Here is a 21320-nt window from a genome sequence, read left to right as displayed (position 1 = left end):
CCGTTCGTCCTATAACCGACTCGGCTCGCGTGCGCCATATCGGGCAACGCGGGTCAAGGTGCAGAATTTAGAGGAAAGAACCGTGATGGTTCGGTTCTCCCGAGGAGGCCGCTCATGACCGCTCGCACCCCTGAAGCCGAGGCGCTTTTGACCCCGGCTGAGGTTGCCACGATGTTCCGCGTGGACCCCAAGACGGTCACGCGCTGGGCGAAGGCGGGCAAGCTCACGTCCATCCGCACGCTCGGCGGTCACCGCCGCTACCGCGAGGCGGAGGTCCGGGCTCTGCTCGCGGGCATCCCGCAGCAGCGCACCGAAGCCTGACCAGGCGAAACAACTGAAGAACAGGGCTCTTTCGGGGCGCCACCCCCATGGTCGTCCCCGGAACCGGGCCCGCTGAGCACCTACGACGGGCAGCTGCCCCAACGGTTCCCTGTCGTCGATCGCGTCGGACTCCGCCGGGTCCGGCGCGATCTTTTTGTGCCCGCGCGCCCGGTGGCGGCCCGGCTCCGCAGCGGCCGACTGCGGGCCGTACGGGGGTCGTTGGGCGGCCCTGCGCGAGGCTGAGCGAGTCGGTTCGGCTTCGTGGGATCGCGTCCGCATGGCGTCGCCCGTGGCGGGGGACGTTCCCGGAGAGGGGCGCCGCGCAGGCCGGCCGAGGGCCGGGACGGCAGGTGCAATTGCACATATTAAATTGACGCCAGCTGAGGGGCCCTCAAGTTCCTCGTCGGTACGGTCGAGTTGAGTGACACCTGCCACAGGTGAGCGCTCTTGTGAGCGGCAACCGCCGTGCGGTATTGGGCAGAAGGCGACACCGGGTGCGCCGCCGGGCGCGTCGGTCCGGCTCAACGGCGTTGTGTACAGGGGGCCTTGGCGTCCGCGTCGCCGCGTCGCGGTGCCGTGCCGTCGCGGTTCTCCAATCCGCGGCCTTCCGGTCCGCGGTCTTCCGGTCCCGCGGTGTTGCGGTGTCGCGGTAGCGGCGGCTCGGGGGCGGCTCCGGGGCGGCACGGGGCCCGTGTCACGCCGTCACGGCGCCGTGGGGCTCTCGCCGGTCGTCGGTTCGCCGGACTCCATCGCCAGGCGCAACAGCCGGTGGCAGACCGGGCAGTGGCGGGCGGCGTGCGGGACACGGGTCGCGGCCGACAGATGAGCGCGCAGCAGCGCCCTCGTCTCGTGCCGCCTCGGGTTTCCGGGAGCTGTCGTCATATGCCGCACCTCCTGTGCGTAGACGTACCCGCGGTCCGGGGCCGCGTCAACCGCGAGGGGACGAGTCCGCTTGGGCCGGCCGGGGGAGGGCGGCGGAAGGTGAGCACGAAGAAGGCCCGCGACGGGTATCGCGGGCCTTCTTCCTCGGGCGGTCCTGACGGGATTTGAACCCGCGGCCTCCACCTTGACAGGGTGGCGAGCACTCCAAACTGCTCCACAGGACCTTGCTGCTGCGCGCTCGGCGCGAGACGAGACTCTACCGCAGGTCAGGGGCGCAAAGCGAACTCGCTCCGGGTGACCGGACGACTACGGAGCGGCGGCGTCCACCGCCTTCCTGATCCGCTTGTCGGAGACCGGATACGCGGTGCCCAGCGCGTGCGCGAAGTAGCTGACCCGCAGCTCCTCGACCATCCAGCGCACCTCGCGCGCGGCCTGCGGCACGGGGCGGCCGGGCGGGTACTGCTCCAGCAGCCACAGGTACTCGTCCCACATCTCCCGCACCTTCGCCATGCGGGTGCGGTCCCGCTCGACGTGGTGCGGGAGCTGCTGGAGCCTGCGGTCCGCGGCGATCAGATAGCGCAGCAGATCGGGCAGCCGGCCCGCGCCGTGCTCGGTGACGAAGCCGGGTGCGATCAGCCGGTCGAGCTGGGCGCGGACATCGGCGACGGACTCGGCCAGCACCGGGCTCGTCGTCGCGCGCAGCCGGTCCTCGACCGCGTGCCAGGCCGCCATCACCTCCCGGACCTGGTGGACGGTGCGCACGGTCGCGTCCACGAGATCGGCCCGTACGGCGTCGAACAGCTTGCGGAAGGACTCCTCGTCCCAGGCCGGGCCGCCGTGCGCGGCGATCAGCCGGTCCGTCGTCGCCGCCACGCAGTCCTCGAACAGCGCCTGGACGCTGCCGTGCGGCGACCGGGAGAGCACCAGTTTCTGCCGGTTGTCGAGCTTCGTCTGTGCGAACTTGGCCGGATCGGAGGGGAGATTGAGCAGGATGAGGCGGCGGGTGCCGCGCCACATGGCCTGCCGCTGCTCCGCCTCGGAGTCGTAGAGGCGCACGGCGACCGAGCCGCCCTCGTCCGTCAGCGCCGGATAGGCGCGCACGGGCTGGCCCGCGCGCCGGGTCTCGAAGGTGCGCGGCAGGCTGCCGAGCGTCCAGCTGGTGAGGCCCGTGCGCTGGAGGGAGCTGTCCTGCGCCGCTCCGGCGGCCGTGCCGGCCTGCGAACCGGCGTCGGGGGCCGCCGCCTTGGCCTTGCGGGACCTGGCACGGGACGAGGAGTCGAACGCCCGGTTGAGCGCCGCCTGTGTCTGGGACTTCAGCCGGTACTGGAGCTCCTGGAGGTCCTTGCTCTCGGCGAGCTTCCTGCGGCGTTCGTCGACCACCCGGAAGGTGATCTTCAGATGCTCGGGGACCTTGTCGAGGTCGAAGTCCTCTGCGGACAGCGGGACTCCGACCATGCGTTGCAGCTCGCGCGCCAGCGTCTGCGGCAGCGGCTCCTGGCGGGGCTCGACGGTCTCGATGAAGCGCTTGGCGTGGTTCGGCGCCGGGACGTAGTGCCGCCGGATCGCCTTGGGCAGCGAGCGGATCAGCTCGGTGACCAGATCCTCGCGCAGGCCGGGGATCTGCCAGTCGAAGGCGGCGGTCTGCGGCGAGACCTGGTTGAGGACCTGGAGCGGGATGTGGACGGTGACGCCGTCGGCGTCCGTCCCGGGCTCGAACTGGTAGGTCACCGGCAGGACGAGGCCGTCCAGCCGCCACACGTCCGGGTAGTCGTCCTTGGAGACGTCGCCGGCCCGCTCGTTGATGAGCATCGACTTCTCGAAGCTCAGCAGATCGGGCTCGGTGCGCCGCTTCTTCTTCCACCAGGAGTCGAAGTGCGCCCCGGAGACGATGTGTTCGGGCAGGCGCTGGTCGTAGAAGTCGTAGAGCGTCTCGTCGTCCACCAGGATGTCGCGGCGGCGGGCGCGGTGCTCCAGGTCCTCGACCTCGTCGAGCAGCTTGCGGTTGTCGTGGAAGAACTGGTGGTGGGTGCGCCAGTCGCCCTCGACCAGGGCGTTGCGGATGAAAAGGTCCCGCGAGGTCTCCGGGTCGATACGGCCGTAGTTGACCTTGCGCTGCGCGACGATCGGCACGCCGTAGAGCGTCACCCGCTCGAACGCCATCACCGCCGCCTGCTTCTGCTCCCAGTGCGGCTCGCTGTAGGTGCGCTTGACCAGATGGCCGGCGAGCGGCTCGATCCACTCCGGCTCGATCCGGGCGTTGACCCGCGCCCACAGCCGCGAGGTCTCCACCAGCTCGGCCGACATGATCCACCGCGGTGGCTTCTTGAACAGCGAGGAGCCGGGGAAGACCGCGAACTTGGCGCTGCGCGCGCCCAAGTACTCGTTCTTCTCGGTGTCCTTGAGCCCGATGTGCGACAACAGCCCGGCCAGCAGCGACTGATGGACGGCGTCCGCCGACGCCTCCTGCTCGTTCAGCCGGATCTTCATGCCCCGCGCCACCTGGCGCAGCTGTGCGTAGATGTCCTGCCACTCGCGTATGCGCAGGTAGTTGAGGTACTCGGCCTTGCACAGCCGGCGGAAGGCCGAGGAGGACAGCTCCCGCTGCTGCTCGCGCACATACCGCCACAGATGGAGGTAGGACAGGAAGTCGCTGCTCTCCTCCTTGAAGCGGGCGTGCTGCTGATCGGCCTGCTGCTGCTTGTCGGCGGGGCGTTCGCGCGGGTCCTGGATGGACAGCGCCGCGGCGATCACCATCACCTCGTGCACACAGCCGTTGCGGTCCGCCTCCAGCACCATCCGGCCCAGCCGGGGGTCGACCGGCAGCTGGGCGAGGCTGCGGCCGAGCCGGGTCAGCCGCCGGGTACGCGACTCCGGCTTGCTCTCCAGCGCACCCAGCTCCTCCAGCAGCTGCACACCGGCCTTGATGCTGCGGTGGTCCGGCGGGTCGACGAACGGGAATCTCTCGATCTCGCCCAGGCCCGCCGCCGTCATCTGGAGGATGACCGACGCCAGATTGGTGCGCAGGATCTCCGGATCGGTGAACTCCGGCCGGGAGAGGAAGTCCTCCTCCGAGTACAGCCGGATGCAGATGCCGTCCGAGGTACGCCCCGAGCGGCCCTTGCGCTGGTTCGCGCTGGCCTGGCTGACGGGCTCGATCGGCAGCCGCTGCACCTTCGTGCGGTGGCTGTAGCGGGAGATCCGGGCCGTGCCCGGGTCGATGACGTACTTGATGCCCGGCACCGTCAGCGACGTCTCCGCGACGTTCGTGGCCAGCACGACGCGGCGGGTGCCCGGATGCGGCTGGAAGACGCGGTGCTGCTCGGCGTTGGAGAGCCGGGCGTAGAGCGGGAGCACCTCCGTGGGCGTCGAGCCCGGGCGGTTGCCCTCGCGGGTGAACTTCTTCTCCAGCGCGTCCGCCGTGTCCCGGATCTCCCGCTCGCCGGAGAGGAACACCAGGATGTCGCCCGGGCCTTCGGCACGCAGCTCGTCGACGGCTTCGCCGATCGCGGTGACCTGGTCGCGGTCCTCGCGCGCTGCGGCCTGCTCGTCGCCGTCCTCCGCCTCGACCGTCAGCGGCCGGTAGCGCACCTCCACCGGGTAGGTGCGGCCGCTGACCTCGACGATGGGGGCGCCCGGGCTCGACCCGTCCGCCCCGTCCTCATCCGCGGTGCTGCCGTCCGCGGTGCTGCCGTCCGCGGCGCTGCCGTTCACGGTGGCGAAGGCGGCGAAGTGCCGGGAGAAGCGCTCCGGATCGATCGTCGCGGAGGTGATGATCACCTTGAGGTCGGGGCGCCGGGGCAGCAGCTGGGCGAGATAGCCCAGCAGGAAGTCGATGTTGAGGCTGCGCTCGTGCGCCTCGTCGATGATGAGCGTGTCGTACTGGCGCAGCTCGCGGTCCTGTTGGATCTCCGCCAGCAGGATGCCGTCGGTCATCAGCTTGACCAGCGTGGTGTCCTTCACCTGGTCGGTGAACCGGACCTTCCAGCCGACGGTCTCGCCCAGCTGCGAGCCCAGCTCGTGCGCCACCCGCTCCGCGACCGTACGGGCCGCGATCCGGCGGGGCTGGGTGTGGCCGATCGTGCCCAGGATGCCCCGGCCCAGCTCCATGCAGATCTTCGGGATCTGCGTCGTCTTGCCGGAGCCCGTCTCGCCCGCGACGATCACCACCTGGTGATCGCGCACGGCGGCCAGGATCTCGTCCTTCTTCCGGCTGACCGGCAACTGCTCGGGATAGGTGATCCGCGGCACCGACTCACGGCGCAGCCCCGCGCGCAGCTCGGACGCGTCCATCGCCTCGGCGATCTCGGCGAGCACGGCCGCACGCGCCTCGGGCTTGCGGATCTTGCGGGCGCCGGCCAGCCGGCGCGACAGCCGGTGCTGGTCGGCCAGCATCAGCTCAGGGATACGGGCCGCCAGATCGGCGGCAGCAGGCGGGGTGGAAGTCGACATACCTCGTCCAGGATCGCACCCCGGCGAAGAGCCTGGCGAACCAATTGGGGCGGTTCGTTAGGCTGGCGTGCATGACTGGTGGCGGACCTCACGTGGCGCGGCGGACCCGTGCCGCCGTGCTGCCGGTCCGCGCCCGCCTCGGCCCCGTGGGGCCCGTGGGCGCCGTGTGCGTCCTCGTATTGGGCGTACTCCTCGCTCTGTGCGGTCAGCAGGCCGGTGCGGTGGGGGCCGTGTCCTCCGCCGGTGCTGCCGGGACCGCGCACTTGGCCGGTACTGCCGGGACCACGCACCCGGGCGGCGCTGCCGCTTCCGGGCCCGTCGGCTCGCCCCGGGGGGACGGGCCCGTCGGCTCGTCCCGGGTGAACGGGCCCGTCGGCTCGTCCTGGACGAACGGGTCCGTCGGCTCGTCCTCCGGCAACGGGTCCGTCGCAGGGAAGTCCGGGGAACGGAGTCCGGAGGCTGCCCGGGCGCACGCGGACGGGGTGCGCCCCGGCGCGCAGGCCGCCGGGGGCGCCGCGGCAGGCCCGGCGGTGCGGACCGCGCCGGCGCACGCCGACGCCGACCGCGGCGACAACGGCTCGCCCAGCTGCCACAAGTCCCGAGGCGGACCGGAAGGCGGCCTCCCGGCGGCGCCGTCCAGCGGGACACAGCAGGTGCTGCCCCTCGCCCTCCCCGCGTGCCTGACCCCCGACTCGCACGCCGCGCTCGGCATGGCGCACGCCCGGCCGCCCGTGCGCGGCCCCGCCCCCGCCACGCCGCCGAGCCCCGTCGAACTCTCCGTCCTGCGCGTGTAGATGCGCCGGACGGCACACCCGTGTGCCGTTCCGCGCCGCATCCGTCCAGGACACCGAGAAGGAGTTCGTCCTTGCTGCCGCTCGCGCTGCGTGCGGTGGCCCGCTGGCCCGCCTCCCGCTGGGGCGCGTCCGCAGGCGCCGCCGTGCTGACCTTCCTCGCCGTCGGGCTGCCCACGGCCGTCGTCCCCAACCCGCTGTTCAGCCGCTCCGTGCCGACACCCTGGTGGGGCTACCCGTCGCTGGCGCTCACCGCCGTACTGGCCGGTCTGCTCCTGGCGACCTACGTCCGCCGTGCGCCTGCCGGACCGGACGCCGCCGGGCCCGGCGACGCCTCGGCTCCCGCCGGGACGGGCCCCGGGGACGGATCCGCCGGGGGCGTGGACGGTGCCGAGGGGCGCCGGTCCTCCCGGGCGGGTGCCGTCGGCGCCGTACTGGGTTTCTTCGCCGTCGGCTGCCCCGTGTGCAACAAGCTGGTGCTGCTCGCGCTCGGCACCTCGGGTGCGCTCAGCATCTGGCAGCCGTTGCAGCCGCTGCTCGCCGTGGTGTCCGTGGCGCTGCTCGCCGTCGCGACCGTGCGGCGGCTCGCCGGCGAGGTCGCCTGCCCGGTGGCCCGCGCCTGACACCGAGCCGCGCGCCGGCCGGCCCGGCCGTACCGCGCCCCACCCCCTCTCGTCTCTTCCACCCTCGTTCGACCAGGAGTTCCCCCATGTCATCGTCCTCCGCTTCCGGGCCCGACGGCTCCGCCGAGAAGGCCGAGAAGGCCGAGAAGGCCGAGAACGCCAAGAACGCCAAGAACGCCAAGAAGACCAAGCCCGCCGGCGGCACCAAGAACCCCGACGGCGCCATGAATGCCAAGAACGGCAGGAATGCCAAGAACGGCAGGTCCGCGGCCTCGTCGAAGAGTGCGGCAAAGCCCCGCAAGGGCGTGATCATCGGTGTGCTCGTGGCGGTCGTCGCGCTGCTGGCCGGATGGGTCTCGCAGGCCGTCGTGTCCGGAGGCGGATCCGGCGACGGATCGAGCTCCTCCGCTTCCGGGAACGCCACCGTCGAGGGCCGCCCCGACGATTCCCCCGCCGGGGACCCGGCGCTGCTCGCGCTGGCCCGCAGGGACGGCGACGACCCCTACGCCCGGGGCGACAAGGACGCGCCCGTCGTCATGATCGAGTACGCCGACTTCGGCTGCTCCTTCTGCGGCAAGTTCGCCCGGGACACCGAGCCGAAGCTGGAGAAGAAGTACATCGACAAGGGCCTGCTGCGGGTCGAGTGGCGCAACTTCCCCGTCTTCGGCAAGGGGTCCGAGCGGGCCGCGCTCGCGGGCATCGCCGCCGGCCGGCAGGGCAGGTTCTGGGAGTTCTACCGGACCGTCTACGCCGACAAGGGCAACGAGAAGAACGCCTTCACCGACGACCATCTGCACGAGATCGCCGAGCAGGCCGGAGTGAAGGACCTGGACCGCTTCGACCGCGACCGCGCGAGCGACGACGCCAAGAAGCTGCTGGACAAGGACCGCAACGAGGCGTACGGGCTGGGCGCGAGCGCCACGCCCGCCTTCCTCGTCAACGGTGAGCCCATCGCCGGCGCCCAGCCCGACGAGGTCTTCACGGACGCCATCGAACGGGCCGCGGCCGCCGCGAAGAAGAAGGGTTCCGGCGGTGAGGGCACCGGCACGGCGGACGGCAAGGCCGACGGCGACGGCAAGGGCGACGGCAAGGGTGGCGAGAAGGCGGACGGCAAGGAGGGCGACTGATGGACGTCGGGTACCTCGCCGCCTTCCTCGGCGGTCTGCTCGCGCTGCTCAGCCCGTGCAGCGCCCTGCTGCTCCCCGCCTTCTTCGCCTACTCGATCGACTCGGCCGGCCGGCTGCTGGCCCGCACCGGGATCTTCTACCTGGGGCTGGCGACGACCCTGGTGCCGCTCGGAGCCGCCGGTTCGTTCGCCGGCCGGCTCTTCTACGGCCACCGCGACCTGCTCGTCTCCCTCGGCGGATGGCTGATCATCGCGCTCGGCGTGGCGCAGATCCTCGGCATGGGCTTCGCCTCGCGCCGCCTCCAGGAGACCTCCGGCCGGATCCGGCCCACGACCGCGCTGTCCGTCTACGCGCTCGGCGCCGTCTACGGCCTGGCCGGGTTCTGCGCCGGACCGATCCTCGGCAGCGTGCTGACCGTCGCGGCGGTGAGCGGCAACCCCGTGTACGGCGGGGTGCTGCTCGCGGTGTACGGGCTGGGCATGGCGGTGCCGCTGTTCCTGCTGGCGCTGCTGTGGGAACGCTTCGACCTGGGACGTCGCCGCTGGCTCCGCGGCCGGGAGCTGACCCTCGGCAGGTTGCGCCTGCACACGACGTCTTTGCTGTCCGGCCTGTTCTTCGTGCTGCTGGGCGTGCTCTTCCTCGCCTTCGACGGTGCGGCCGCACTGCCCGGGCTGCTCGACGTGGACAGCGCCTTCAGCGCCGAGAACTGGGCCAAACGCCTCGGCGACGCCGTACCGGACACGGCCCTCGTACCGGCGCTCGTCCTCGTCGCCGCCGCCGCGCTCCTCGTCCACCGGCTGCGCAGCCGTCGCCATGACCGGGACGCGGACGCCGAGGGGGCGGCCGACGCTCTCCCGGACGGCGAACCGACCGAACCGGCCGAGGCGGCTGAACCGATCGAACCGGCCGAGGCGGCTGAACCGGCCGAAGCGGCCGAAGTGGTCGAGTCGGCGGAATCGGCTGAAGCGGACGGCGCAGTCCCGGTGTCCGGGGTGTCCGGTGCATCCGGGGTGCCCGAAGGGCGTGGGGAAGCCGGGCGCAGGGGAGCCGGAGGGGCACGGAAGACGGACGTGCAGGAGAAATGAGCAAAATGCGCGCTTAGTGTGTTTTGCATGAGCGAGCAGCACGAGCCGCACGGACACCCCGGCCCGCCCGAGCAGCGCGGGCCGCACGGTGCGCACGGCCGTCCGTCGAGCGCGGGGGAGAAGTGGCGGGCCTTCAAGGACTCGCCCTTCTTCCCCGCCTCGGTGCTCGTGCTGATCCTCGCGGCCGCCGCCGGGCTCTTCGCCGGCTCGTACACGTACGCGATGGCCAATCCGACCCCGCACAACGTGCCCGTCGGCGTCGTCGGCAAGCCGCACAGCTCCCAGGAGCGCGAGAAGTTCGTGCTCGGTATGGAGAAGGCGCTCGGCTCCTCCCTGGAGCTGCGCCACTTCCGCACCCGTGACCAGGCGGAACAGGCCGTCGAGGCACAGCAGATCTTCGCGATCATGCGGGTCGAGCAGCCCAAGGGCGTCGAGCTGGACGTGTCCAGCGCCTCGGGCGCCTCGGTCGCGCAGCTGTTCCAGCAGGCGGGCCCGCAGGTCGGCAAGAAGATCGACGTGCCGGTGCAGGTGCGGGACCTCAAGCCGCTCAACAAGGGCGATCCGCGCGGCCTGGCGATCTTCTACATCTCGCTGGCCGCCGTCATCATCGGCTTCGTCGGCGCCATTCAGCTCAGCGTCCACGCCCGCGCGCTCAACCCGCCCGAGCGGATCGCCTTCACCGTGGCCTACGCCTTGCTCGGCGGCTTCGTCATCGCCGCCGTCGTCGACTGGGGGCTGCACACCCTGCGGCTGCCCTTCGTGCAGTCCTGGATGATCCTCGCCCTCACGCTCTTCACCAGCGGCATGGTCTTCACCATGTTCAACACCCTCTTCGGCCGCTGGGCCATGATCCCCACCTGGGGACTGATGGTGCTGCTCGGCAACCCCTCCTCGGGCGGGGCCGTCTCCTGGCCGCTGCTGCCGTCCGTGCTCGGCGAGATCGGCCGCTGGCTGCCGCCCGGAGCCTCCGTCAACGCCCAGCACACGGCCGTCTACTTCCCCGACCACCAACTGATCCAGCCGTACCTGGTGCTGGCGGCCTGGGCCCTCGTCTCCTGCACCGTCTTCTGGATCTGGCGCCACCGCCACCCCGGCGGCCGGGCCCCGCGCGCCACCGGCGGCCCGGCCCACGCGGCGGCACCCGGCGGATGAGCGGATCCACCGGAACACCCGCCGCACATGCAGAAGGCCCCGTCCCTCGCGGGCGGGGCCTTCGACATGCACTGTGGCTGGGGCCGGGGTCGAACCGGCGACCTTCCGCTTTTCAGGCGGACGCTCGTACCAACTGAGCTACCCAGCCGCGCACCCTCGGGACGGTGTGCTTCCCAAGGAGAGCGGTCCTGACGGGATTTGAACCCGCGGCCTCCACCTTGACAGGGTGGCGAGCACTCCAAACTGCTCCACAGGACCAAGCTGTTGCGCGAGAACCAGTCTCGCACAGTGCGCCGTGTGCTCCCGGTCCTCCGGGGGCTTCCCGGCGGGGGTTGACGTCGCCGGAAAAGAGTAACAGACCCCGGGGTGTGCCGGGAAAACGCCGGCTCACGGCCCCCGGGTGCCCTCACCGTCCCCGGCTGCGTCCTCGGCCGCGCCGGCTTCTTCGGGGGGTGCGAGGGGCAGCGGGGAGCCCTCGGGGCGCATGGCCGCGTCGGTGCCGCCGTCCACGTACAGGACCGTCCCCGTGGTGAAGCGGGCCTGCGGGCGGAGGAACTGGTGCACCCAGAAGGCGACGTCCTCCGGCTGCCCGAAGACGCCGAGCGGGATGGGCGTCGGAAAGTTGTCCGGGTCGGTGTCCGGCGGGATGGCGGAGCGGACGGACGGGCTGAGGACGGCGCCCGGTGCGACGGCGTTCAGCAGCAGCCCCTCGCGGGCCCACTCCGCGGTGACGGCGGTGCGCCGTACCCACAGCGACAGGGCCAGCTTCGACGAGGCGTAGGCGGTGATGCTGGGTGCGCTCTCGGCGATCTCCTCGGGCAGCTCGATGTGCCGGCCGCGGGCCCGCTCCAGGGCGGCCTCCTCGTCGCCGGTCAGCACCGTGCGCACCAGCGTCTCGTCGATCAGCGGCGCGGTGCCCGCCGAGTTGGACGAGACGACGACGGCGCGGCCCTCCCCGCCCGCCGCCAGCTCGCGGCGCAGCCCCTCCAGCACGGCGACCGGGGCGAAGTAGTTCACCGCGAGCACCTTGCCCGGGTCGTCCAGGTGCGCCCCGGCGCCCGCGACGGCGGCGATGCCGTCCAGGTGCCCGCCGCGCAGGGCCGTGCGGATCCCGGTGACGGCGTCGGCGCGGCCCTGCGGGGTGCTGAGGTCGGCTCGGACGGTGGTCTCCAGCACGTCGACGCCGATGACGGTGTGCCCCTCGTCCTCCAGCAGATGCGTCGTGGCGGCGCCGATACCGGAGGCGGATCCGGTGACGACATAGGTGCCCATCGCTGACTCCCTCCGGCCGCTGCGGGCCCGATGCCGGAAGCGGGTCCGGTGACTCGCGCCGGGGCGGGGCCGTGCGGCGGTGCGGTGCGTGCGTGCGGGTGCGGTGCGGGGACGCCGGATCGAACGGTGGAGGCAGCCGTATCGGCGGTAGGCCGCCGTATCGGCAGTAAAACACGGGGTCGGGGGAGCAACCACCCGGGAGCGGGGGCGCTCGGGGGCGGGGGCCCGGCCGTCGCGGCGGTCACGGTATGTGCTCACGGGCTTCGGCCGGAGGGGCGAGTGGGCCGTTGCGCAGCTCGGTGGTGAGGCCGTTGGCGTCGAGCGCGGGCTGAGGGAGAGCACGCGAGGGGCGAGGCCGGCCGGTCGAGGCGAGGGGCGTGGTCAGGCCCCTTCCGTCTGCGGTTCTCCGGTGCGTTCCGTCTGCGGATCCCCGGTGCGGCGCGCGGCTGCGAGGCCGTCGGCCAGCCGGAGCAGGTCGGCGGAGAGGGGGGAGCCGGCGCTCCACACCGCCTCGAAGGACAGCTCGACCTCCCGTCCCGCGTCCACGAGCGGGCGGTGCGGGGTGTCGGGCGCGGACAGTTTGGAGCGCGGAACCAGGGCGGAGCCGAGGCCCAGCCGCGCCCAGTCCTGCAACACGCTGTAGCCGGCGGCCTCGCCGGGGTAGGTGCGCAGCGGCAGTTCGTGTGCCTGGAAGAGGCGGTGGGTGAAGGTCGTCAGGCCGCAGGTGTCGGGGACGAGGATGAACTGCTCGTCGCCGACCTCGGGGAGTTCCACCGGGGCCCCGCTCTGCCGGTCCTCGGGTCCGACGACCACCATCGGCTCGACGTCGATGACGCGGTGCTCGAAGCGCGGCATCGCGGCCACGGCGGGGATGAGGATGATGTCGGTCCCGCCGGTGCGCAGCCCGTGGCGCAGGTCTTCCATGTCGGCCTCGCGCAGCACCAGGTCCGGGGCCTCGGGCAGGTGGCGGACCAGGGCGAAGGCGCGGGCGACCAGCTCGGAGGCGATCAGCGGCGAGACCCCCATGCGGATCCTTCGCCGCCCGGGTGCGGTCAGCCGCCCGGCCTCGGCCGCGACCGCGTCCAGCGCCGCCACGGCGGAGGAGATCAGCGGCAGCATCCGTGCGCCGAAGGCGGTGGGGGCCACCCCGCGCGGGGAGCGCTCGAAGAGCTTCCCGCCCAGCCGTTCCTCCAGCTTGGCGATCCCGTTCGACAGCGCCGGCTGCGTCACCCCGTACGCCTTGGCCGCGGCACTGAAGGACTTGGCCTCGGCGACCGCCCGCGCGTAGCGCAGCCCCTCGGTGCTGAGCCGCTCGGTCATAGCCGTTCCTTGTTCCCGCTTCCCTCGCCCTGGCCTGTCCGGCGCCTGTGGCCTGTCCGGACGGTGAGGCGCTGTCCCTTCACCATAACGAGCGGCTATGTGGGCCGGGTGCGGGCGCCTGTGCTGCGGGGAGTGACGGAACGTGACCGCTGCCGGTGCGGCTGCCGTCGGCGGCGCGGACCGGCGCCGGTGCGGGCGGGAACGCGGGTCCGCACCGGCGCCGGGGCCGGGCCCGGTCAGAAGGTGGTGCCGGTCGGTTCAGGTGCCGGGGCGCAGCAGCCGGAGGCGCTCTCCGGTGGGCTGTCCTCGAAGGCGGTCAGCGCGCAGTAGCAGGAGGCGGCGACGGGGACGTCGGCGCCGGCCACGGCGATGTCCCGCTGGAAGGCGAGGGCGCGGGCCTCCTCGTGGCGGCCCAGCTGTGTGAGGCAGGTGTGCAGGCCGTGCAGGCTCCAGACGTTGCCGGGGTGGGTGCGCCAGCGGGCGAGGGTGTCGTCCAGGCCGAGATCGGCGCGGTGTACCGCGGCGGCCTCCTCGGTGCGGCCCTGTTCGTGCAGGAGGGCGGCGTAGGCGTGGCGGACCGGCTGGAGCCAGGCGACGGGGTCGGTGTAGGGGAGGGCGTCCTCGAAGGCGATGGCGCGGCGCAGGTCCGCGAAGGCTCGGTCGTACTCGTCCTTGCGGTAGGCGATCTCGCCGTCCAGCATCGCGCCCGCGACGCGGAGCACGTCGACCTCGCGGGACGGGGTGGCGTTCAGCCTGGTCTCGGGCACGCGGGCGGCGGCTGCCGTGAACTCCTCGCGGGCGGCGTCGGCTTCGGCGGTACGGCCGAGTGCCGCATGAGCGATGCCGTGCGCGTAGTGCACCATCGCGGTGGTGGAGCAGTACAGCTCCTGGTCCCGGGGCACGTCCAGCGCGACAGCCTCCTCCCAGCGGCCGAAGCGGATCAGGACGTGCGGCAGCACGGTGCGGAAGCTCTCGCACAGGTCCGCCATCGGGGGGCTCTCGACCCGCAGCACCTCGGGCGTGAGGAGTGCGTCGAGCCGGTGTGCGGCGTGCAGCGCTTCCTGCGAACGACCGGACATCATCGCGCCGAAGGCCAGGTAGCACAGGTTGTGGGCGCGGTAGACGAAGTACCGGCCGACGGTCTTCTCCCGCGCGAAGTAGGCGTCGTCCGCGGCCGCCGCGGCCTGGTTGGATTCGACGACGCGGCGGTAGTCGCCGCAGGCGGCGTCGATGTGGGTGGCCATGTGCACCATGTGCGAGGCGTCCGGGACCAGATGGCGCAGCCTGCCGGCGGCGGGGACGGCGCGCTCCGGGTGCGCCGACATGTCCATCAGGTGGATGTACAGGTGGTTCAGGCCCGGGTGCCGCGCGCCCTCGGGCCGGGCGAGTGCCTCCAGCAGGACCCGCTCGGCCTCCAGCGTGCCGTAGCCGGTCGGCTCGCCCGTGTCCAGGTCCCACAGGGCACGCGGGCTGACGCACAGCAGGGCGTCGGCGAACAGCGCTGCCACGTCCGGGTCGTGCGGGTGCGCCTCGTGGACCGGGCGCATGGCCTCCGCGTAGGCCAGGTCGAAGGCGCGGAAGTCCTCCGGGTCCTGCGGGGGCGCGCCGGTGGGGAAGCGTGCGCGGAGCGCTTCGGCGAGCCCGCGCTCCGGTTCCGAGGAGGCGGTCGCGCGCGCCCGGTCCAGCGCGGCGCGGCCGTAGGCGAGGGTGTCGCCGAGGTCGACGGGGTCGAAGGTCTTCCAGGGCTTGTTGTAGTTGGGGCCCTTCGCGTAGGCGGCGCCCCAGTGCGCGGCCGAGCAGTCCGGGTCGTGCGCGGCGGCCTGCTCGAAGCAGCGCACCGCCTCGTCGTGGTTGAAGGAGTAGGACCACACCAGGCCGCGGTCGAACCACCGTTGGGCCTGTGCGGATGCCGTCGCCACGGGGCGGCTGTGCGGGCCGAGGTCGTAGGGGTGGTCAGGCACGGGATCGCGTCCCCTTTCGCTCGACGGAACCGATGCCGGTCATGCCCGGTTCGGGAGGCGCGGCCACCCTAGGGGCCGGGCCCTGCGCCCAGTAGAGGATCTCCGGTGATACGGCCATAACGGGACGTCATATGGCGGTGCGCACGCGCGTCCACCGCGCGGCCGTCATCCGCCCCGGGGCGCGGAGGCAACCGTCGGAGGCGGTTCGCGGAGACGGGCGACCGGCGTGCGCCGGGAATGTTCGCGGAGACGGGCGACCGGCGTGCGCCGGGAAGGCGAACGCGCCGGAGCGGCATAAGCGTTCCGTATGGCCGCATTCATCCGGCTCTTCTACCGGTCGCCGCGGGTGCTTCCTACGGTGGCCGGCGCATGCGGGCCGCGGGGATGCGGCGTGCACGGCATCCGGAATCCCTTCCGCTGCCGTGTGACGGGCGGCCCCGCGCCTCACGCAAAGAAATCCGCCGCCGAAGAAGGAGAACAGTATGAGCGACGTGCGTGTCACCCCGTGGCAGGAGGACACCTTCCCCGCCCCGCCGGCCGGTCTGCTGGCAGAGATGCGGGGGCGCCGGCCCGGCGGCGAACTGATCGGTATCGACCGGGTGCTTCTGCGGAGCTTCCCCCTGGCCACCGGCTGGAACGCGCTGCTGGGCCGCGTCCGCGCCGCATTCGAACTGGACCTGGAACACCGGGAACTGATCATGTTGAGGGTGGCGGTGCTGAACCGCGCGGACTTCGAATGGAACGTGCACCACCCGGCCTACCTGGAAGCCGGCGGCACCGAGGAGAAGGCCCGCGCCCTCGAAGCGGAGCACGTGGACGGCAGCGTGTTCGACGAGGAGGAGCGCGCCCTCCTCGCGCTCACCGACCGGTCCACCCGGCAGGTGGAGGTGGACGGCGAGGTCATCGAACAGCTGAAGGCGCTCTTCGGCGAGGCCCGGACCGTGGAGGCGGTCGCCACGGTCGCCGCCTACAACATGGTGTCCCGCTTCCTCGTCGCACTGGCGGTCTGACGGTCACAGCCCCTCAGCCGCGCTCCCGGCGGGCCCCGGCGCCGGACCCGTGGCGGAACGGCTCGCGGAGGGCGTAGCCGACGAACAGGGCGAAGGCGCCGAGCAGGCCGCCGCCGAGGCGGCTGAAGCCGGTGGCCCAGTGGTCGGTGAGCAGGACCGCGCTGATCGCCAGGGCCGCGGCGTAGCCCGAGAAGGAGAGGTAGGTGCTGGTGAGCGGCCAGAAAGGACGGCGGTTCCGGGCGGGGTCGCGGTAGGTGCGGACGGCGCAGAAGCCGACGACCAGGAGCCACGCGCCGCCGAGCACTGCGAGCTGCCGTCCGGACAGCGGCCGGCCGGCGAGTAGCCGGGGGAGGTCGTCCTGGTAGTGCTCCCACTGGCTGGGCCGGGCGCGGAGGGATTCCCGGGAGTCCTGGCCTGTGTAGGCGCCCGGACCGGTGTCGCCGGGGGCGTGGACGACGGTGATCCGTTCTCCGCTGATACGCCCGTCCCCGTCGCTCATGGTGCGGACGGTGGCGGTGTCGCTGTGTCCGTCGTCGCCGCGGAGCCGTACCCCCAGGAGCTGGGTCGCGGCGTACTGGTGGCTGGTCTCGGCGCCCTTGCTGACGGTGTGGTGGCGCTTCACGAGGCGGGTCGTCTCGATGGGGACCTCGGCGACGACCGCGCCCGCCGCGCGGAGCCGTTCGAGCTGCGGGTCGATCGTCACGTCGCTGAGGGGCAGGAAGAGCACCATGCCGGCTCCCCAGCCGACCAGACCGACCACGCCGACGACCGAACGGGCCCGGCCGGGGCCGGGGGCGGTCCCGGGCGCGGACCGCTCCAGCTCGTACGGGCTGATCGGGCCGGTCGCCACCCGGTGGACGAGGAGCACCAGCAGCACCAGGCCCGCGAGGGCCGGACACCCCGCTGTCAGGGCGACCCGCCGGCCGGGGCCGGGCCCGGCCAGCCATATCAGGAGGGCGGCCACGGCGGTCACCGGGACGACCATGGCGAGGCGGGTCAGCGCGGACGCCCGGAGGACGGCGCGGCTGAGGCGGTCCGCCCGCGCGGGGTCCCGGGTGCGGTACCAGGCAGGGGCCAACGCCCGGTCGAGGAAGAGGAACGGGTGGTAGGAGAACGCGGCCACCAGGGCGACGGCGCCGGGGACCGCCAGCAGGCCGCGCGGCGCGCCCTCGGTGCAGAGGCCGCCGCTGAGCAGCAACACCAGGGCGTAGCAGCCGATGCCCTGCCACGGCAGCAGCAGCGGCCACGCCATGTACGACGTCCAGGAGCCGACGCGCCGGGCCGGGTCCACGGGAGCCCGGGGCCCGCCGACGGGGTCGCCCTCCGCCCCGGGGGAGCGGTCCGGCGGGAAGAGCGCCCGGGCCCGTACCGCCCGGCCGCCGTCGAGGACCAGCACGGCGGCGCAGTTCCCGCGCGGCGGCCCGTCCAGGGTGAAGTCCCGCTTCGTCCGCAGCGGATCCCAACAGAAGCCAGAGGTTCCGCCCGTTCAGAGCGGCGGACATGTGCTCGGGTTCCACCCGGGGAACGCGCAGGTCGATCTGGAGCCCGTCGTGCGCTACGAGACGGCCGTTCCGGAGGGTGACCCGAAGCGCCCGGGCCCGGCCCGGCAGGACCGGGTGGACCGTTCCCTCCGCGTTGAGCGTGCAGAGCAGCACGATCACGGCGAGGGCGGCGCCCCACAGCCACAGCTCCCCGTCCGAGTGCAGCCGCCCCTGCTCCTCCGGGTTGCCGACGCCCACGAACCAGAAGCTGACGAGCCAACCGGCCAGCCCCGTGCAGTGGATCCCGGCGAGCAGCCGCCACCCCGCCTCCCGGGGCACCCGGCGAGGCAGCGGCGGTGGCGGCGCGTCCCCCGACGACCCCGAGGGCTCCGACGACCCCGAGGGCTCCGACGAACCTGTCAGTACGGTTTCCAGCACCCCGGCGGGCCGCCACACGCCGCGCAGGAGGCGGTAGCCCGTCAGCACCGCCAGGCCGAGGACGGCCACCCCCACGCAGAGCATCAAGAGCCCGAAGCGCCGGTCCCGGTCGCCCTCGAAGGCCCACACCCCCATGGCGACGATCGAGGAGAGCGGCACGATCACCAGGAAGACCGCCGGCGCGGGCGCCTCCCGTGCGGCGATGCGCTCTGCTCTCGTCGCGCAGGCCATCACGTCCCCCGTCCCCCGCCGGCGACCGCCCTGATCAGGGGATTCTACGAGGGGCGCGGGGGACGCCGAGGGGGCCGGTGCGGCGGTGAGCACGCTCTCGCGGGGCCCACCACATGCAAGTTGCCCTCGGTCGCGTGAACCGAGGGCAACTCCGGACTGCCTCACAAGTGACACCGAGTGAGGAGCTGGACACTCATAGTCGAGCCGTGTCCAGCTGTCTTCAGATGTGTGTGCCCCCAACGGGATTCGAACCCGTGCTACCGCCTTGAAAGGGCGGCGTCCTGGGCCACTAGACGATGAGGGCGAGGGCCCGTCCGTCCGCGCTGTGAGCAGCGGGACAGAGGATCCCCGGCAGCATATGGGATGCCGAAGCCGTTCGCCAAAACGGTTTTCGGGTGGTCGGCTCGGCGGCCGTCCGGCCGCCTTCCGTCGTGGCCTCCGTCGCCCGCCTTCGTCACGATCCGTGGTCGTGCGTCACTCTCCGCCGGGCGAGGGCGCCGGTGTGGACGAGGGCGGCGAAGGGGGCGAAGAGGGCGGAGCTGAGGAAGACGAGGGTGTCGCAGTCGGGGGAGAGGAAGGGGTCGGGGTGGTGGTGGGGAGGTGGTCCTTGACGTCCTGGGGGAGGTGGCGGGAGACCTCCGCCTTCGACAGGCCCACCCCGCCCAGGGTGATCTCGTCCCACGCCTGGAGCTTGTGTGATTCCCGGTCGAGGTAGAGCACGGACGCCTGGACCTTGTCGGGCTTCTCCTTCTCGACGGCGCGCAGTCCGCTGCCGCCCGTCGAGCCCTGGATCATCAGCCGGGTGCCGCCGGGCAGCAGTTCGGTGCTGCGGTTGTGGGTGTGCCCGGCCAGGACGAGCGGGGTGAGCCCGTCGGTCTCCTTGGCCAGCACCGGGTTGTGCGCGACGGCGATGTCGACGGGCTCGCCCCGCTCGCGCTGCTCCCGCAGGGTCCGGGCGAGCTTGCGGCCCTCGGCGCGCTCGGCCGGGTCGCCCTGTGCCTCGACCGAGCGGTCCGGTGTGAACTGCGGGTCGCCCCAGCCGGAGATGCGCAGTCCGGCGACGTCCACCGGTTCGCCCTTGTCGGCCACGTACACCCCGGAGCCGCCCTTGCCGCCGCCCGGCTTCCCCTTGGCCGGGGTGCGCTCGCCCAGCTTCTCGACGGCCTGCTGCGTGGTGCGCGAGTCGTGGTTGCCGCGTACCCAGACGTAGGGCGCGCCCAGTTCCTTGACGGGGTCGAGGAAGCCGTTCTCGGCCGAGGTGCCGTGGTCCATGGTGTCGCCGGTGTCGATGATCACGTCGATGTCGTACTGGTCGACGAGGGACCGGATGATGTGCCAGGCGGCCGGGTTGAGATGGATGTCGGAGACGTGCAGAACGCGCATCGTGCTCGGATCGGGCTGGTAGGCGGGCAGCGTCGAAGCCGTGTCGTACAGCTTCGTCACATTTGTCACCAGCCGTGCCAACTCCTGCTGGTAGACGTCGAATTCGGTGGCGATGCTGCGTGCCGTGCCGACCACCTGGGGAGCGCTCGCCAGCAGCCCGGAGAACTTCGGCTCCAGTATCGACTTCGGGTTCCAGGTCGCCGCCGCCGAGGCGGCCGAGGCGGCGAGCAGCGCCAGCGCCAGCCCGCCGGCGGCCAGCGCCCGGCGCGGGCGGCGGTAGACGACGAGCCCCAGCGCGCACGCCCCGGAGGCCATGGCCACGACCGTGCGTACCCCGAGCCCCACGGTGCCCGCGGCCACATCGTCCGCGACCTCCTCCCGGAGCCCCTCGATCCGCTCCGGGTGGTCGACGAGCGCGGAGGCCCGCTCCTGGTCGAGCTGGTCGACGTCCACGTCCAACCGCAGCGGCGCGTAGTGGCTCTCCAGCTCCAGCGCGCCCAGCGGCGAGACATTGATCTTCGTGCCGCCGGTGACGGACGGCCGCAGCGTCATCGTCGTGTCGACGGGCCCCACCGGCGTCCGCACATGGCCGACGGCCAGCAGCCCCAGCCAGGCGCCGAACAGGGCGACGAGGACGAGTCCGAGAGCGCGGCGCCACGGGTGCGCTGTCCGCCGGCCCGCCGCCGACGGGAGCGACGGGCCGGTGGGCGGCGCCCCGCCGGTGCTGCGCGCTCCCGCAGCGTGCCGACGTGCCCCGGACGCCCCCGGTACCCGGTGGCGGACCGCCGTGGCGAGCCTTCGGGCCCGCACCGCCACGGCACGGAACGGCTTCGCGGCTTCGCTGGCCATGCAGGGCGGTATGCCCCTGGTGCCGGGCCTCCATGCCGGAATCTCCCGGAAGCGGGTGGTCCGCCGGGCGGGGTCGGTGGCGGGTTCCGGTGCGGGGCCGGTGCGGGGTCGTGGCGGTCCGGGCGTGCCCGGGGCAGGGGCGCGGCGGGTGCGGTGGTGCGGTCCCCGCGGTGGTGGTGCGGCCGCCGCGGTGGTGGTGCCCGTCCCCGCGGTAGTGGTGCGCGGCTCCCTGGCCGACAATGAACGCGTGCTGGAGATGACGCGCGAGGAGTTCGAGGAACTGGTCGCCCAGGCGCTCGACCGTATCCCGCCCGAGTTGACCCGACTCATGGACAACGTCGCGGTGTTCGTCGAGGACGAGCCCCCCGCCGACGATCCCGAACTGCTCGGCCTCTACGAGGGCACACCGCTCACCGAACGCGGCGAGTGGTACGCGGGCGTCCTCCCCGACCGCATCACGATCTACCGCGGGCCGACGCTGCGGATGGTCGCGCGGGAGAACGGGGGCCGTGAACTGGCCGTCGAGGAGATCGAGATCACCGTCGTCCACGAGATCGCCCACCACTTCGGCATCGACGACGCCCGCCTCCACACCCTCGGCTACGGCTAGCCGATCCCGGCGCCCTCCACCTTTGTTTCCCGCCCCCCGCCCATGGTTCGTGCGGGGCGACAGCGCGGGCGGCGACGGAGACCAGCCCCGGCGCCTCGACCTTTGTTTCCCGCCCCCCAGGGACCGGGCGGGACGACGGCGCGGGCGGGGCGACGGAGACCAGCCCCGACACCCCAACCTTCAATCCCCACCCCCACCCGCGGGGCGGTGGTGGGGCGACGGAGACCAGCCCCGGTACCCCAACCTTCGTTCTCCACCCCCACCCGCGGGGCGGTGGTGGGGCGACGGAGACCAGCCCCGGTACCCCAACCTTCGTTCTCCACCCCCACCCACGG

Annotated in this window: 15 protein-coding genes, 4 tRNA genes and 1 pseudogene; 9 read left to right on the top strand and 11 right to left on the bottom strand. The window is 72.8% G+C overall.

The window, feature by feature from the left end:
• Positions 1–114: 114 nt before the first annotated feature.
• Complete coding sequence (bldC, locus tag SCA03_RS28435; RefSeq protein ID WP_030884927.1) at positions 115–321, top strand: developmental transcriptional regulator BldC; 207 nt, start codon at positions 115–117, stop codon at positions 319–321.
• Positions 322–1023: 702 nt separating this feature from the next.
• Here bldC and SCA03_RS28430 read toward each other — a convergent pair.
• From SCA03_RS28430 to hrpA, 3 genes are all read right to left on the bottom strand, one after another.
• Complete coding sequence (locus SCA03_RS28430; protein ID WP_030884925.1) at positions 1024–1203, bottom strand: DUF6274 family protein; 180 nt, start codon at positions 1201–1203, stop codon at positions 1024–1026.
• Positions 1204–1352: 149 nt separating this feature from the next.
• Positions 1353–1427: transfer RNA gene (locus SCA03_RS28425), tRNA-Asp, on the bottom strand.
• Positions 1428–1509: 82 nt separating this feature from the next.
• Positions 1510–5652, bottom strand: coding sequence for an ATP-dependent RNA helicase HrpA (gene hrpA, locus SCA03_RS28420; RefSeq protein WP_086817115.1), 4143 nt, complete (start codon positions 5650–5652; stop codon positions 1510–1512).
• A 71-nt stretch (positions 5653–5723) separates the two neighbouring features.
• On the opposite strand from hrpA, the gene SCA03_RS28415 reads away from it, so the two are divergent.
• The 5 genes and pseudogenes from SCA03_RS28415 to SCA03_RS28395 all read left to right on the top strand — a co-directional run bounded on the left by SCA03_RS28415 (position 5724) and on the right by SCA03_RS28395 (position 10430).
• Positions 5724–6446, top strand: coding sequence for a hypothetical protein (locus SCA03_RS28415; protein ID WP_141275730.1), 723 nt, complete (start codon positions 5724–5726; stop codon positions 6444–6446).
• Positions 6447–6517: 71 nt separating this feature from the next.
• Positions 6518–7066 (top strand): hypothetical protein, encoded by a 549-nt coding sequence (locus SCA03_RS28410; protein ID WP_030884914.1) that lies wholly within the window; start codon positions 6518–6520, stop codon positions 7064–7066.
• Between the two features lie 86 nt (positions 7067–7152).
• On the top strand, positions 7153–8193 hold the full coding sequence (locus tag SCA03_RS28405) for a DsbA family protein (protein WP_308698381.1): 1041 nt from the start codon (positions 7153–7155) through the stop codon (positions 8191–8193).
• Positions 8193–9035 (top strand): annotated as a pseudogene (locus tag SCA03_RS28400) (cytochrome c biogenesis CcdA family protein); the annotation flags it as partial. The gene SCA03_RS28405 and the pseudogene SCA03_RS28400, both read left to right, overlap by 1 nt.
• 270 nt (positions 9036–9305) lie before the next feature.
• Positions 9306–10430, top strand: a complete 1125-nt coding sequence (locus SCA03_RS28395; protein ID WP_086817466.1) for a hypothetical protein — start codon at positions 9306–9308, stop codon at positions 10428–10430.
• A gap of 74 nt (positions 10431–10504) precedes the next feature.
• Here the strand turns inward: SCA03_RS28395 and SCA03_RS28390 are convergent.
• From SCA03_RS28390 to SCA03_RS28370, 5 genes are all read right to left on the bottom strand, one after another.
• Positions 10505–10578, bottom strand: a tRNA-Phe gene (locus SCA03_RS28390).
• A gap of 35 nt (positions 10579–10613) precedes the next feature.
• Positions 10614–10688 (bottom strand) — tRNA-Asp (locus tag SCA03_RS28385).
• Between the two features lie 129 nt (positions 10689–10817).
• On the bottom strand, positions 10818–11702 hold the full coding sequence (locus SCA03_RS28380) for an SDR family oxidoreductase (protein ID WP_063764595.1): 885 nt from the start codon (positions 11700–11702) through the stop codon (positions 10818–10820).
• 381 nt (positions 11703–12083) lie between these two features.
• On the bottom strand, positions 12084–13022 hold the full coding sequence (locus tag SCA03_RS28375; RefSeq protein ID WP_086817464.1) for a LysR family transcriptional regulator: 939 nt from the start codon (positions 13020–13022) through the stop codon (positions 12084–12086).
• Between the two features lie 236 nt (positions 13023–13258).
• Positions 13259–14983, bottom strand: coding sequence for a tetratricopeptide repeat protein (locus SCA03_RS28370; protein ID WP_086817462.1), 1725 nt, complete (start codon positions 14981–14983; stop codon positions 13259–13261).
• Between the two features lie 482 nt (positions 14984–15465).
• Between SCA03_RS28370 and SCA03_RS28365 the strand changes: the two genes are divergently transcribed.
• On the top strand, positions 15466–15993 hold the full coding sequence (locus tag SCA03_RS28365; RefSeq protein WP_030884895.1) for a carboxymuconolactone decarboxylase family protein: 528 nt from the start codon (positions 15466–15468) through the stop codon (positions 15991–15993).
• A 13-nt stretch (positions 15994–16006) separates the two neighbouring features.
• Here the strand turns inward: SCA03_RS28365 and SCA03_RS28360 are convergent, their stop codons facing one another.
• Positions 16007–17389 (bottom strand): hypothetical protein, encoded by a 1383-nt coding sequence (locus SCA03_RS28360; protein WP_086817460.1) that lies wholly within the window; start codon positions 17387–17389, stop codon positions 16007–16009.
• Between the two features lie 656 nt (positions 17390–18045).
• Here SCA03_RS28360 and SCA03_RS36880 point away from each other — a divergent pair.
• Positions 18046–18177, top strand: coding sequence for a hypothetical protein (locus SCA03_RS36880; RefSeq protein WP_268978152.1), 132 nt, complete (start codon positions 18046–18048; stop codon positions 18175–18177).
• Positions 18178–18374: 197 nt separating this feature from the next.
• On the opposite strand, the gene SCA03_RS28355 is transcribed toward SCA03_RS36880, so the two are convergent.
• Positions 18375–18447: transfer RNA gene (locus tag SCA03_RS28355), tRNA-Glu, on the bottom strand.
• A 170-nt stretch (positions 18448–18617) separates the two neighbouring features.
• On the bottom strand, positions 18618–20375 hold the full coding sequence (locus tag SCA03_RS28350; RefSeq protein ID WP_141275729.1) for a metallophosphoesterase family protein: 1758 nt from the start codon (positions 20373–20375) through the stop codon (positions 18618–18620).
• A gap of 247 nt (positions 20376–20622) precedes the next feature.
• On the opposite strand from SCA03_RS28350, the gene SCA03_RS28345 reads away from it, so the two are divergent.
• Complete coding sequence (locus tag SCA03_RS28345; protein ID WP_086818473.1) at positions 20623–20985, top strand: metallopeptidase family protein; 363 nt, start codon at positions 20623–20625, stop codon at positions 20983–20985.
• Positions 20986–21320: the final 335 nt, after the last annotated feature.

This window comes from Streptomyces cacaoi (genome assembly GCF_006539165.1).
In the GTDB taxonomy this organism is placed as follows: Bacteria; Actinomycetota; Actinomycetes; order Streptomycetales; family Streptomycetaceae; genus Streptomyces; species Streptomyces cacaoi.
The sequence above is the reverse complement of the archived record's forward strand: the minus strand, read 5'-3'. Positions and strand labels throughout refer to the sequence as shown.

Excerpts from the sequence above, each read along its gene's own strand:
- SCA03_RS28405 (WP_308698381.1), top strand. The coding sequence starts at position 7,153 with ATGTCATCGTCCTCCGCTTCCGGGCCCGACGGCTCCGCCGAGAAGGCC.
- SCA03_RS28375 (WP_086817464.1), bottom strand. The coding sequence starts at position 13,022 with ATGACCGAGCGGCTCAGCACCGAGGGGCTGCGCTACGCGCGGGCGGTC.
- SCA03_RS28380 (WP_063764595.1), bottom strand. The coding sequence starts at position 11,702 with ATGGGCACCTATGTCGTCACCGGATCCGCCTCCGGTATCGGCGCCGCC.
- SCA03_RS28395 (WP_086817466.1), top strand. The coding sequence starts at position 9,306 with ATGAGCGAGCAGCACGAGCCGCACGGACACCCCGGCCCGCCCGAGCAG.
- SCA03_RS28430 (WP_030884925.1), bottom strand. The coding sequence starts at position 1,203 with ATGACGACAGCTCCCGGAAACCCGAGGCGGCACGAGACGAGGGCGCTG.
- SCA03_RS28365 (WP_030884895.1), top strand. The coding sequence starts at position 15,466 with ATGAGCGACGTGCGTGTCACCCCGTGGCAGGAGGACACCTTCCCCGCC.
- SCA03_RS28350 (WP_141275729.1), bottom strand. The coding sequence starts at position 20,375 with ATGGCCAGCGAAGCCGCGAAGCCGTTCCGTGCCGTGGCGGTGCGGGCC.
- hrpA (WP_086817115.1), bottom strand. The coding sequence starts at position 5,652 with ATGTCGACTTCCACCCCGCCTGCTGCCGCCGATCTGGCGGCCCGTATC.
- SCA03_RS36880 (WP_268978152.1), top strand. The coding sequence starts at position 18,046 with ATGGCGACGATCGAGGAGAGCGGCACGATCACCAGGAAGACCGCCGGC.
- bldC (WP_030884927.1), top strand. The coding sequence starts at position 115 with ATGACCGCTCGCACCCCTGAAGCCGAGGCGCTTTTGACCCCGGCTGAG.
- SCA03_RS28415 (WP_141275730.1), top strand. The coding sequence starts at position 5,724 with ATGACTGGTGGCGGACCTCACGTGGCGCGGCGGACCCGTGCCGCCGTG.